We start from the raw sequence: 12562 nt of genomic DNA, 5'->3' as shown, positions 1-12562 counted from the left end.
CAGGCCTAGAAGGTCTGCCCCAGGTTCAGATACACCGCCTGCTGGTCCGCATCGTTCAGGCCATAACTGAAATTCAGCGGTCCCAGCGGCGTATCGAAACCGATGAACACACTGGCTGCATTGATGTAGCCGCTGTCGAACTCGTTGTCGTTGTTCCACGCGCGGCCGCGCTCCAGCGACGCACCGGCATACAGCGGGAAGTCCAGTGGCAGGTAGGCGCGCGGCGTCAGGCGCCGGTAGTACACCGCCCGCAACAGGCTGACGTTCTGTCCGGAAATCGCATCCTCGCGGAACCCCGACAACTGTCGCGCGCCGCCGAGCAGGAAGCTCGAGGTGACGACATTGGTGTCATCCAGGGTGCGCCCGTAGCGACCGCCGAGGATCAGCGTGTCCGGGCCGTGGCTCATGGCCTTGTCGAGTTTGAATTCCCACTGCCGGTAACGGGTGTCCGAGCCCAGGCTCGGTTCGAATTGCAGCAGCGTCAGGCTGATGTCCTTGCCTTCGTGGGGGAAGTAGACGTTGTCCAGCGAGTCGAACGAATACTTCAGCGAATAGAAACCTTCGTTGAAACTCTCGCTGGGCAGATCCTGATCGCCGATGCGCACGTCGGCCTTGCCCCAGGCTTCGCCGACACCGAAACGCACCTCGCCGTTGTTGCCGATCTGCCGGCCGACGTTCAGCGCCAGGCCATAGCGTTCGACACGGTACTGGGCGATCGGGTCGTTATCGAGCACCGCATCGACGTTCTGTGCCTCGAACACCACCGACGGGGCGATGAAGTACCGCGAACCGACGTCCAGCGGCTGGTAGAACTCACTGTACAGCTCCTGTTTGTCGCCGATCTGCGCGCGGGTCAGCCATTCCGCACCGAGGCGGTTGATGCCGTTGACCCGATAACTGGCGCCGAGGTTGAAGGCGCTGTCGCCGCGCATGTCATCCGACAGATTGAGCCCGACCCGCAGGTAATCGGTGCCGCTGCGTTTGCCTCGGGCACTGATGACCAGCGTGTGATCCTGGCCCTTGTGCACCACGCGGTACTGCACCTGCTCAAAGTAGTCGAGGCCATACAGGGTGCCCATGTCCGAGTGCAGTCGGCCCAGGTCCAGCGGTTCGCCGATGTGCTGGCGGATGTAGTAGCGGATCACGTCGTCGTCGACTTTCGAATCATTCTCGACCCGGATCGCCGTGATGATCGGTGTGCGCTGGCCCGGCGCCCGCGCAGCAGCCAGCTCGGCATCCTGCGGCACCGCCGGTTTCAGGCGTGCCAGGCGCAGGTTGAGGGCCTGGGTCGCGCGATAGCCGGCGTCGATCATTTCCTCGGCGCGGCCGAAATCGGTGACGCCGAAACTCGCCAGCGGCGGCTGGATCAGCACGTCATCCTTGTGCAGCGCCGCCAGTTGTTCTTCGGAGTTGCGTCGGGTCATCAGGGTGATCGACTGATTGAGCACATCGACCACAGTCACCAGTTGCTTGCGGTTGCGCAGCGGGGTGCCGATGTCGACCACGATGGCCACGTCGACGCTCATTTCCCGGGCCACGTCGAGCGGAATATTGTCGGTCATGCCGCCGTCAACCAGCAGCCGGCCATCCAGTTCGACCGGTGCGAACACCGCCGGAATCGACATGCTGGCGCGGATCACCTGCGGCAGGTGGCCCTTGCGGAACACCACTTTCTCGCCGTTGGCGATATCGGTGGTGACGGCGCGGAACGGGATCGGCAGCTTGTCGAAATCCCGGGTGTCGCTGGTGTGCGCCAGCAGGCTTTCCAGCAGCAAGGACAGGTTCTGGCCCTGGATCACCCCCAGCGGCAGGCCGAGGCTGCCGTCATCGCGAAAGCTGAGTTTCTGTTTCACCAGGAAATCGCGGTCATCCTGCTTGCGCCGGAACGGCACGTCTTCGCGTGGCGGGGCATCGGACAGTGCCTGCTGCCAGTCGATATTCAGCGCGAGTTTTTCCAGTTCGTCGATCTTGTAGCCCGAGGCATACAGGCCGCCGACCACGGCGCCCATGCTGGTGCCGGCGATCGCATCGATCTTGATGCCTTGCTCTTCCAGGGCCTTGAGCACGCCGATGTGGGCCAGTCCGCGCGCGGCGCCACCGGACAGCACCAGGCCGACTTTCGGGCGGGGCGCTTCACTGGCATGGGCCCATATCGGGAGGAATCCAATCAACAGGCAGAACAGCAGACGGTGCATCGTGAGTCTCGGGGCGTGCGATAAAGCCGGCTATTATAGCGGCCCCCCTGTCTCAGGAGTTTCAGCGAACATGTCGGCCAGCAAAGCGGAAATCGTCATCACCTATTGCACCCAATGCCAGTGGCTGCTGCGCGCTGCCTGGCTGGCTCAGGAACTGCTCAGTACCTTCGCCGACGACCTCGGCAAAGTGTCGCTGGTGCCGGGGACCGGCGGGGTGTTTCACATCAGTTGCGACGGTGTGCAGATCTGGGAGCGCAAGGTCGATGGCGGCTTCCCCGAGGCCAAGGTGTTGAAGCAGCGGGTGCGTGACCGAATCGACCCGCAGCGCGACCTCGGCCACAACGATCGCACTCAGTGAGACGCCGCCTCGGCGGCCACGGTTTTTTTGCTGGAACCGCCTGACGCGCGGCTCGACACCACGATGGCGACGATGATCAGTGCACCGCCGATGAGCATGCGCAGGGTCGGGTTTTCATCGAACAGCAGCCAGGCGACGGTGATGCCGTAGACCGGTTCCATGGCGAACACCACCGCCGCGGTGCGCGCCTTGATGACCGCCAGGCTGGCGACGAACAGGCTGTGGGCGACGCCGGTGCAGAACACGCCGAGCAGAGCGATCCACAACCAGTCGAGGGCGCGCACCGCGCTCAGTTGCGGCGCGGCCACGGGCAGCAGGCACAACGCAACCACCACGTTCTGGCACAGCGCGGCCTGTACCGCCGGAATGCGCGCGGAACTGGCGCGGTTGGTCAGCGACAGCAGCGAGAACAGCAGCCCGGACAGAACCGCCCAGAGCAGACCGGCAGTGGCACCGCTGGCCAGGTCGAACGCCGGAGTCACCAGCACCAGGCCGACGCTGACCAGGACTACCAGGATGATTTCGTTGGCGCGGATGCGATCGCGGAAGATCAGCCCTTCGAGCATCACCGTGAACGCCGGAAAACTGGCGAAGCCCAGGGTGGCGATGGCCACGCCGGCGACTTTCACCGCGATGAAAAAACTCACCCAGTGCCCGGCCAGCAACAGGCCGCTGAGCAGGAGTCGGCGCCAATCCACTGCCTGCAGTCTGTACCAGCCGCTCTGGCTGGCGAAACGCGCGAAAACCGCCAGGGCGAGTACGGCAAACGCGGCCCGGCCGAAGACGATGACCGCCGGCGAGGCGGCGGCAAGCTTGCCGAAGACACCAGTCAGGCCGAACATCAATGCGCCGATATGCAAGGCGCCAAGGGCGGTACGGGGAGTCATTGCAATCCTTTTGTTCGTTTTGCGCGATCCGCTGATCGACGCGATCTCGATGCAGGCGCTGCCGCAGGCTCGATCTTCCGAGCTTGACCTTGAAACAAAATCAGAAGATCGCCAGCCGCGACAGCGTGTGCCTATTGAAACGTGTAACGGCGCCCCTGTCTGTCGGCAGACTAGCGTCTTTTGTCGTAGGAATCGCGCCGCAGTCGTCCGGGGGATGCGCCGAATTCGCGTAGGACGGCGGCAGAGAAGGCACTTTGCGAGCTGTAGCCGACGCGACTGGCGATTTCACCGATCGGCAGCACGCTGTCACGCAACATCTGCACCGCCAGGTGCAGGCGCCGACTGCGGATGTAATCCATCGGCGTCTGCCCGCATTCGGCGACGAAGCGTGCGTGCAGGCGCGCAGTCGATAGCCCGGCCACCCGCGCGAGGTCGGCGACTTGCAGCGGGTAGGCGGCGTATTGCTCGATGTGCGCATCCAGCGCCGCGTAGGGCAGGCGCCGCGTCGCGAGTTCGGCAGGTTTGCCGTGATTGAGGCTGGCCAGCAGCAACACCGCGCCTTGCTGGGCGATCAGCGGGTCAGTCACCGGACTGTTGGCCAGCCAGCTGACCAATTGGCTTTGCCGCGAATCCAGCGACAGCCGCGCTGGCAGGTCGAGCAGGCGCCGACTGGCGTCGGCATGCTCGCCCAGCGAGTCGCTCAGCCAGCGGCCGTCGGGCACATCCAGCACCAGGCAGCGGCTGCCATCGGGGCTGCCGCAGGCATGATGGGCACCGCCGGGAATGACCACGAAACTCTGCTGCCGAACCTGACTGCCTTGGCCCTCGACCTCGAAATCCAGCGCGCCGGACAGGCCGAACACCAGTTGCGCGTGGTCGTGGCTGTGAACAATCAGATCGTGGGTGTAGTCGCGCAGGGTCAGGATCGGTCGCATGGCAGGTCGTCTCCGCAGTGAGCGCCAGTCTACACCGACGTCGGCGCCGTGCGCTGTCACACGACTGACGCACAGCTGTCATGGTCGATTAACCGGCCGCGCGCAAGCTGGCGAAAACATCGCAGAGGGTCGCCCATGACCAGCGCCGAGCTCGCCAAACCCAGCCGCAAACAGCGGGTGCGCACCTTGTGGATCTCCGACGTGCACCTGGGCACGCGGGACTGCCAGGCCGAGCATCTGTCGCAGTTCCTCAAGGGCTACCACGCCGACAAGATCTATCTGGTCGGTGACATCATCGATGGCTGGAAGCTGCGCAGCGGCATGTACTGGCCGCAGGCGCACACCAATGTGATCCGTCGCCTGCTGACCATGAGTAAGCGCGGCACCGAGGTGATTTACGTCACCGGTAACCATGACGAATTTCTGCGCCGCTACTCCAGGCTGATCCTTGGCAATATCCAGCTGGTCGACGAAGCGGTGCACGTCACCGCCGATGGCCGCCACCTGCTGGTCATTCACGGCGACCAATTCGACGTGATCACTCGCTATCACCGCTGGCTGGCCTTTCTCGGCGACTCGGCCTACGAATTCACCCTGACCCTCAACCGCTGGCTCAACCACTGGCGGGCCAAGTACGGCTACGGCTACTGGTCGTTGTCGGCCTACCTCAAGCACAAGGTGAAGACGGCGGTGAGCTTCATCAGTGACTTCGAAGAAGCCATCGCCCACGAGTGCGTCAAACGCGAATTGCACGGGGTGGTCTGCGGGCACATTCACCATGCCGAGATCCGCAAGGTCGGCGAGGTGGATTACCTCAACTGCGGCGATTGGGTTGAGTCCTGCACGGCGTTGATCGAGCACTGGGACGGCACGATCGAGCTGTATCGTCTGGCCGATGCCCAGGCGCGCGAGGCGCAGCTCAAGGCGGCCAAGGTCGCCGAACTCGCCTGATTTCTCTGCTGTGCAAGAGGGCCGTAGCGCCGGTTTGTCAGCGCTACGGCTACAGAGAACATCAGGCCGGGCTGTGTTCTTCCATCGCCGCCTGGTAAATCGAGTGTTTGGGCTGGGCAAACAATCGCTCCAGCATCGGCTGGAAAAAACTCAACGGCAGGGTTTCGTACGCCGGATCAAACGCCGCCGCATCGTATCTTGCGCAGAATTCCGCCGTCGCCTGGTACTGCGGATGCGCGGCGAACTGCTCGCGCAGATGCCGATCCATGCCCAAGTGATGGAAGAAGTAGTAACCCTGGAAGATCCCGTGCTTCTCCACCATCCACAGGTTCTCGGCGCTGACGAACGGCTTGAGAATGGCCGCGGCGATATCCGGGTGGTTGTAGGAGCCAAGGGTGTCGCCGATGTCGTGGAGCAGGGCGCAGACCACGTATTCCTCGTCGCGGCCATCGCGAAAGGCGCGCGTGGCGGTCTGCAGCGAGTGGGTCAGGCGATCCACCGGGAAGCCGCCGAAATCACCTTCGAGCAACTTCAGGTGCGCAATGATGCGCGACGGCAACTGGCGGGCGTAGGCACTGAAGTCGGCGGCGATGATCGCCCAGTCTTCCTGCGTGCCGTCCTGCATGTGGGTGAAGCGGGCATTGGCGTTCATCGGCAGTTCTCTTCAGTGGTGGGCTCAGAACGCCACGCGACCCAGAATCATGTCGCGGTACATGACGAAATCACCCAACAGGCTGTACAGCGGGTGCTGAAACGTCGCCGGACGGTTCTTTTCGAAAAAGAAATGCCCGACCCAGGCGAAGCTGTAGCCCGCCAGCGGCAGGGCCAGCAGCAACAGCCAGGCGCCTTTGGCGATGGTCATGGCAAGAATGAAGATCACCAGCGAGGTGCCGATGAAATGCAGCCGCCGGCAGGCGCTGTTGCTGTGTTCGCTGAGGTAATAGGGGTAGAACTCAGCGAAGCTGTTGAACTGCTTGATGTTTTCCACGACCGCGATCTCTGTGGTTATTGTTCTGACGGCAAGTTGTTCGGCGGGTAGCTTATTTGAGTCTAGAGTGATCATTGGCGTCAGCCAGTGACAATCGGCGCCACTTTAGTATCCTTCGCAAATCGGGCCGTAGCATGCGGACCAACATGTAAAAGAAAAACGCCATGAGCGAACGAACGACTTCTGCAAGCTGGGCGATGGGGATTGTCAAGGCGCTGGAAATGGACGGCCTGGATTGCCGGGTGCTGTTCAAACAGCTGGGGCTCGACTATGCGGCACTGGATGATCCGGATGCGCGCTTCCCGCAGGACTCCATGACCCGGCTGTGGCAACGGGCGGTCGAGTTGTCCGGCAATCCGGCGATCGGCCTGAACATGGGCAAAGTGGTGCGGCCGGCATCGTTTCATGTTGCCGGCTATGCGCTGATGTCGAGCAACACCCTGGCCGAAGGCTTTCAGCGGCTGGTGCGCTATCAGCGCATCATCGCCGAGAGTGCCGACCTGAGTTTTCGCCTGCTCGACGAAGGTTATGCGCTGATCCTGACCGTGCACGGCGACCATCTGCCGCCCACCCGGCAAAGCGCCGAAGCGTCGCTGGCCTGCGCGCTGGGCCTGTGTGGCTGGCTGACCGGGCGCACCCTGCACCCGCGCAAGGTGCTGGTGCAGGGCGATGAACCGGATGATCTGGAACCCTACCGGCAAGCTTTCCATGCACCGCTGGTGTTCAACGCGCCGTATGACGCGCTGATCTTCGAGCGCGCCGACATGGAAGCACCGCTGCCGACCGCCAACGAGGCGATGGCGCTTTTGCATGATCGTTTTGCCGGGGAGTACCTGGCGCGGTTTTCCGAGAGCCGCGTGACCCACAAGGCGCGCCAGGTGCTGTGCCGCCTGTTGCCGCAGGGCGAGCCCAAGCGCGACACCGTGGCGCAGACCCTGCACCTGTCGCAGCGCACCCTGCAACGGCGCTTGCAGGAGGAGGGCACCAGTTTCCAGCAGTTGCTCGATGACACCCGGCGCGAGCTGGCCGAGCAATACCTGGCACAACCGAGCATGACCCTGCTGGAGATTGCCTACCTGCTGGGTTTCGCCGACCCGAGCAACTTCTTCCGCGCCTTCCGCCGCTGGTTCGACACCACCCCCGGCGATTACCGCGTGCGCCTGTTGCAGGCGCCGAATGCCGTCAGTGACGCCAAAACGCCGGAATACACAGCACAAACACCGTAATGATCTCCAGTCGGCCCAGCAGCATGCCGAACGACAGGATCCACTTGGCCGCATCCGGCAGGCTGGCGAAATTGCCGGCCGGGCCGATGGTTTCGCCCAGTCCCGGACCGACGCCGGACACGGTGCTGGCGGCGCCGGTCAGGGCGGTCATCCAGTCGACGCCCAGCAGAGAGAGCAGCAGGGCGATCACGCAGATGGTGATGGCGAAGAAAAACGAGAAGGTCAGGATCGAACGCACGATTTCTTCGTCGAGGCGGTGACCGTTGTACTTCTGCTTGATCACCGCGCGCGGGTGGATCAGCTGGTTGAGGTTGGCCTTGAGCAGGATGTAGGCGACCTGGAAACGGAAGATCTTGATGCCGCCGGCGGTCGAGCCGGAGCAACCGCCAACGAAACCCAGATAGAAAAACAGCATCAGCGAGAAGTTGCCCCACAGGCTGTAGTCGCCGAGGGCGAAACCGGTGGTGGTGACCACCGAGGTCACGTTCAAGGCCACATGGCGCAGGGCGTCCAGCCAGTGCAGGTTGGTGGTCCACCAGTACCAGGTGCCGAGTACCAGCCAGGTCACCAGCAACATGCCGAGCAGGCCCTGCACCTGCTGATCCTTGATCAGCGCCCGGCGGTTGCCGCGCAGGGTCGCCACGTACAGGGTGAACGGCAGGCTGCCGAGAATCATGATCACCACCGCCACCCAGTGCACCGCCGGTTGTGTCCACTTGGCCAGGGACTGGTCGGAGGTCGAAAAACCGCCGGTGGAAATCGCCGACATCGCGTGGTTGATCGCATCGAACGGGCTCATCCCGGCCCACCAGAAAGCCAGGCTGCCGAGGATGGTGATACCGACGTACGCCGCCACGATCAGCCGCGCCACCATGTGCGAGCGCGGCATGACCTTTTCCGAGCGATCCGAGGACTCGGTCTGGAACAGGCGCATGCCGCCGATGCGCAGCAGCGGCAGGATCGCCACCGCCATGCCGATGAAGCCGATGCCGCCGATCCAGTGCAGCAGCGAGCGCCACATCAGGATGCCCGGCGACATCGTGTCGAGGCCGTTGAGCACGGTAGAGCCCGTGGCGGTGATGCCCGACATGCTTTCGAAGAATGAGTCGGTGTAGCTGATGTGCTGGGTCAGCAGGAACGGCAGCGCAGCGAAAATGCACACCACCAGCCAGCTGCTGACGGTCAGCAGGTACATGTCGCGCGGGCGCAGGTGAATGTGTTCCGGGCGCCCGGGAATCACCAGCGCGAGGCCGGCAATGAAGGTGATCATGCTGGCCCAGAGGAACGACGGCAGATCGCCAGTGCGGTCGAAAATCACCAGGGTGGCCATGGGCACGACCATGGCGACGGCCAGGGTGATCAGGAAGATGCCGATGATGAAACCAATGATCCGTAAGGTCGGCAACGCCATGAAGTCCGCTCGGGCTGAAGTGGGAAGGGCGCCATTCTACCCATGGGGCAGGGCATGTAAACCGGCATCCCGGTGGAGATACCGCTAGAATAGCCGCACATTTTTTTCAGGAGGTGGCCGATGCAGGCTCTCGACGCTTTGCTCAACCGTGTTTCCGTTCCACGACTGGTCGAACCGGCCCCTACCGCCGAACAACGCGAGATCCTCTTTGCCGCCGCGACCCGTGCTCCGGATCACGGTCATCTGCAGCCGTACCGGTTCCTCACGGTGGAAGGCGCAGCGCGCGAGCAGATGGGCGAGTTGCTGGCCGAAGCCGCGCAGATGCAGGAAGGCGAAGTCACCGAGGCGATGATCGACAAGGCGCGCAACGGCCCGCTGCGGGCACCGTTGGTGGTCGTGGTGATTGCCCGGTTGCAGGATCACGTCAAATACCCGAAGGCCGAGCAACTGCTGGCGGCAGGCTGCGCGGCCCATGGGATTTTGCTGGCGGCCTACGCCCAGGGCATCGGCGCGGTATGGCGCACCGGGGACCTGGCCTATTCGGCGCACGTGGCCAAGGGGCTGGGCCTGGCGGCGGATGAAGAGGTGATCGCGTTCCTTTATCTCGGCACGCCGCAGAAAGAACCGCGTGTGGCCGAGAAGGTCGATCTGAGCCAGTTCGTCAGCGCCTGGCCCGGCAAGGCCTGAAGCAAAAGCCCCTGACCCTGTCCCGGAGGGAGAATGCTGGGGTTGGGTGCTTGTCAGGGCTGAACGACAGCCCCCGGCACCAGCGGCAACTCCAGGCTGGCGATAAACCCGCCCTGCGGATGATTGGCCAGCACCAGGCTGCCGCCGTGGCGCTCCGCCGCACGCCGGGCGATCGCCAGGCCCAGGCCATGGCCTGCCGCTGTCTGCCCCGGCGCACGGAAAAACGGCTCGCCCAATTGCCCCAGATGCTCGACCTGCACGCCCGGCCCGTGGTCGCGCACGCTGACCACGATCCGCTCGCCCTGGCGCGACGCCTGCATCTCGATCGCCTGCCCCAGCGGATTGAATCGCTGGGCATTGCGCAGCAGATTGTCCACGGCGCGTTCGATCATGGTCGGCCAGCCCTTGAGGTTGAGCTGCGGCTCGGCGTCCAGGCGCACGGTCTGTTCCGGCGAACCCAGTTGCGCATCCTTTTGCAGGCTGCCCAGCAACGCATTGAGATCGACCTCCTCGGCACTGGCATTGTCGGCATCGACGCGCGCCAGCACGAGGATTTCGCTGATCAGGGCTTCCAGGCGATCGCATTCGCGCGTCAGGCGCGGCCAGAGCTTCTCGCGTTCTTCGGGGTTGGCCCGTTCCGCCAGTGCCAAGGCAATTCGCAGGCGCGCCAACGGTGAGCGCAGTTCGTGAGAGACATCGCGCAGCAGCTGACGCTGGCTGCCGATCAGGCTTTGCAGGCGCGCGCCCATGCGGTTGAAGTCGTTGGCCAGCACACCGAACTCATCGCGACGGTTGGCCAGTTTCGCCAGGCTGTTCTGCTGATAGGTGGTCTGCCCCAGGTCATGCACCGCGCCGCGCAAACGGCTGAGCGGGCGGGTGATCGACAGGGTCACCAGCAGGCTGAACAGGGTCAGCACCACCAGCGCAATGCCCAGCGCGCTCAGCGGCCAGAGCAGGCTTTCGCGGTGCCAGGCGTCGAGTTCCGGGTGCGGGATGCGGTAGATGAACAGGTAGGTGTCACCGGTCTTGTCGCTGGTGAATTCGTCGGTCAGACGCCGCCAGGGCAGGCGGCGGTCGTCGTTGTTCTGCCGGGCTTCGAACGCGGCGGCGCGGCGCGGGAAGGTGCCGCGCACCACGGGATCGCCGCTCTCGTTGAGCACCTGGACGTCGATGTGATATTGGCGTTTGCGTTGTTCGAGGATGTCCTGCGCGGCGTCTTCGCCCTGGCTTTCGTAGGTTTGCGTCCACTGTTCGGCCAGGGTGTTGAGGCCCGGATGGCGGCTGAGGATCCACGCATCCTGGTTGAGCATGTGCCCCAGCAGAATGGAAAGCCCTGCAACCAGGGCGATGGCCAGCCAGAAGCTGGCGAGGATACGCCAGAACAATGAACGCACAGAAAATCCTCGATCAAACATAAAACTCAACAATGTGGCAGCGGGCTTGCTCGCGAATGCGGTGTGTCAGTCAACATAACTTTGTCTGATACACCGCATTCGCGAGCAAGCCCGCTCCCACATTTGGATTGAGTGACAACAGAACCGACGGCGTTTGGCCGTCGGATCCGAGGTTATCGCATTATTGCGCCTTTTGCGGCTGTTGCGCTTTCCAGGCTTTGAATTCAGCCCATTCGGCGCGGCGTTCGGCCTGTTTCTTCTGGATCTCGTCGAATTTCTTCTGTTGATCCGGTTTCAGCACGGCGCGCACGTCGGTTTCGGCTTTCTTGTGGTTGGCCGCCATCTCGTCCTTCATGGCTTTCTGGTCAGCCGGCGAGAGTTTTTCCAGGTACTTCTCGACCACTTGCTTACGCTCGTGCATCTGCTCGCCCATGATCTTGCGGATCTGTTCGCGCTGTTCGCGGGACAGGTCGAGCTCGCTGTACGGGCCTTTGCCGTGCATGCCGTGCATCTGGCCAGCGTGGCGCGGGCCGTCCAGCGGGCCACCCATCGGGCCGCCATCTTGTGGCATGGCCATGGCAACGGTCGGCAGGGCAGCGGCGAACATCAGAGCGATAAGAGTCTTGCGCATGGTGTATCTCCTTGTCTCGTTCCCGGTACGTTCCGGATGAGTACAGATTAAGGAGATCAAGGTCAGCGGCGGTCAGCGCTGGGTAAAGCTTGGGTAAAGACGCCTGGTGACCAGCCTGACATACGCACCCTGCAGGCGCTGTCGAAGCCGGCGATCTTTTGATCCTTGAACGCAAAGTTCGCCGCTGTCGCCAGCGCCTGCAGGGAACGGGGTGTTGTTACAGGCTGTAGTAGTAGCCACGGCTACGCAGGGCGACGATGCGTGGGCGGCCGTCGGGGTGCGGGCCGATCTTCTTGCGCAGGTTGCTGACGTGCATGTCGAGGCTGCGATCGTACAGGGTCAGTTTGCGCCCGAGGGCGATCTGCGCCAGTTCCTGCTTGTCCAGCGGCTCGCCAGGCTGCTTGAGCAAGGCTTCGAGCAAACGGCTTTCGGAGACGGTGAGGGTGAATTCCTTTTCGTCGATGCTGACCACGCCGCGCACCGGGCTGAAGCTCAGGTCGCCGAGTTCGAGCTGGGTCGACACGGCGGCCGGATGGCTGCGGCGCAACACGGCGCGCAGGCGAGCGGTGAGTTCACGCGGATCGCAGGGTTTGGCCAGGTAATCGTCGGCGCCCAGTTCCAGGCCGAGGATGCGGTCCAGCGGCTCGCCGCGTGCCGAAAGCATCAGCACCGGCAGGTCGGCGTGGTCGCTGCGCAATTGCTTGAGCAGCTCCAGGCCGCTGCCGTCGGGCAGCATCACGTCCAGCACCACCGCCGCAGGCGATGACTCGGCCAGCGCCTTGCGGGCGCTCTGGCCATCGTGGCAGGCGCGCACCTGGAAGCCTTCCTGGCTCAGCCAACTGCTCAGGAGCTCGCACAGCTCCTGATCATCATCAATTAGTAACAGCTCGCTCATGACT

At 63.5% G+C, this 12562-nt stretch carries 13 protein-coding genes; 4 read left to right on the top strand and 9 right to left on the bottom strand.

Annotation, left to right across the window (positions count from 1 at the left end; all coding sequences use genetic code 11):
• Window positions 1-5: 5 nt before the first annotated feature.
• Window positions 6-2195, bottom strand: coding sequence for a patatin-like phospholipase family protein (locus QRN70_RS08095; RefSeq protein WP_285416864.1), 2190 nt, complete (start codon window positions 2193-2195; stop codon window positions 6-8).
• Window positions 2196-2265: 70 nt separating this feature from the next.
• On the opposite strand from QRN70_RS08095, the gene QRN70_RS08090 reads away from it, so the two are divergent.
• Window positions 2266-2553 carry an Rdx family protein gene (locus QRN70_RS08090; RefSeq protein ID WP_285416862.1) on the top strand — a complete coding sequence of 96 codons (288 nt, stop codon included), beginning with the start codon at window positions 2266-2268 and terminating at the stop codon, window positions 2551-2553.
• On the opposite strand, the gene QRN70_RS08085 is transcribed toward QRN70_RS08090, so the two are convergent.
• A complete protein-coding gene (locus tag QRN70_RS08085) occupies window positions 2547-3440 on the bottom strand; it encodes a DMT family transporter (protein WP_285416860.1) in 894 nt (297 codons plus the stop codon). The two genes, QRN70_RS08090 and QRN70_RS08085, sit on opposite strands and share 7 nt — an antisense overlap.
• 170 nt (window positions 3441-3610) lie before the next feature.
• Window positions 3611-4375, bottom strand: a complete 765-nt coding sequence (locus tag QRN70_RS08080; protein WP_285416858.1) for a helix-turn-helix transcriptional regulator — start codon at window positions 4373-4375, stop codon at window positions 3611-3613.
• A gap of 135 nt (window positions 4376-4510) precedes the next feature.
• On the opposite strand from QRN70_RS08080, the gene QRN70_RS08075 reads away from it, so the two are divergent.
• Window positions 4511-5326, top strand: coding sequence for a UDP-2,3-diacylglucosamine diphosphatase (locus QRN70_RS08075; RefSeq protein ID WP_285416856.1), 816 nt, complete (start codon window positions 4511-4513; stop codon window positions 5324-5326).
• 61 nt (window positions 5327-5387) lie between these two features.
• On the opposite strand, the gene QRN70_RS08070 is transcribed toward QRN70_RS08075, so the two are convergent.
• A complete protein-coding gene (locus tag QRN70_RS08070; RefSeq protein ID WP_285416854.1) occupies window positions 5388-5978 on the bottom strand; it encodes an HD domain-containing protein in 591 nt (196 codons plus the stop codon).
• A 24-nt stretch (window positions 5979-6002) separates the two neighbouring features.
• Window positions 6003-6314: an Mpo1-like protein gene (locus QRN70_RS08065; RefSeq protein WP_285416853.1), complete on the bottom strand. Its 312-nt coding sequence runs from the start codon at window positions 6312-6314 to the stop codon at window positions 6003-6005.
• Between the two features lie 164 nt (window positions 6315-6478).
• Between QRN70_RS08065 and QRN70_RS08060 the strand changes: the two genes are divergently transcribed.
• The gene (locus tag QRN70_RS08060; protein WP_285416851.1) at window positions 6479-7540 is read left to right on the top strand and encodes an AraC family transcriptional regulator; all 1062 of its coding nucleotides are present in this window, start codon (window positions 6479-6481) and stop codon (window positions 7538-7540) included.
• Here QRN70_RS08060 and QRN70_RS08055 read toward each other — a convergent pair.
• The gene (locus QRN70_RS08055) at window positions 7497-8951 is read right to left on the bottom strand and encodes a TrkH family potassium uptake protein (protein WP_285416850.1); all 1455 of its coding nucleotides are present in this window, start codon (window positions 8949-8951) and stop codon (window positions 7497-7499) included. The two genes, QRN70_RS08060 and QRN70_RS08055, sit on opposite strands and share 44 nt — an antisense overlap.
• Before the next feature lie 120 nt (window positions 8952-9071).
• Here QRN70_RS08055 and QRN70_RS08050 point away from each other — a divergent pair, with 120 nt between their 5' ends.
• Window positions 9072-9638: a nitroreductase family protein gene (locus tag QRN70_RS08050; protein WP_285416848.1), complete on the top strand. Its 567-nt coding sequence runs from the start codon at window positions 9072-9074 to the stop codon at window positions 9636-9638.
• A gap of 53 nt (window positions 9639-9691) precedes the next feature.
• Here the strand turns inward: QRN70_RS08050 and QRN70_RS08045 are convergent, their stop codons facing one another.
• The 3 genes from QRN70_RS08045 to QRN70_RS08035 all read right to left on the bottom strand — a co-directional run bounded on the left by QRN70_RS08045 (window position 9692) and on the right by QRN70_RS08035 (window position 12558).
• Window positions 9692-11032: a sensor histidine kinase gene (locus tag QRN70_RS08045; RefSeq protein ID WP_285416846.1), complete on the bottom strand. Its 1341-nt coding sequence runs from the start codon at window positions 11030-11032 to the stop codon at window positions 9692-9694.
• Between the two features lie 181 nt (window positions 11033-11213).
• On the bottom strand, window positions 11214-11663 hold the full coding sequence (locus QRN70_RS08040; RefSeq protein ID WP_285416844.1) for a Spy/CpxP family protein refolding chaperone: 450 nt from the start codon (window positions 11661-11663) through the stop codon (window positions 11214-11216).
• A gap of 217 nt (window positions 11664-11880) precedes the next feature.
• A complete protein-coding gene (locus QRN70_RS08035; protein ID WP_285416843.1) occupies window positions 11881-12558 on the bottom strand; it encodes a response regulator transcription factor in 678 nt (225 codons plus the stop codon).
• Between the last annotated feature and the right edge of the window lie 4 nt (window positions 12559-12562).

Source organism: Pseudomonas sp. efr-133-TYG-5, assembly GCF_030209175.1.
Classification (GTDB): domain Bacteria; phylum Pseudomonadota; class Gammaproteobacteria; order Pseudomonadales; family Pseudomonadaceae; genus Aquipseudomonas.
The sequence above is the reverse complement of the archived record's forward strand: the minus strand, read 5'-3'. Positions and strand labels throughout refer to the sequence as shown.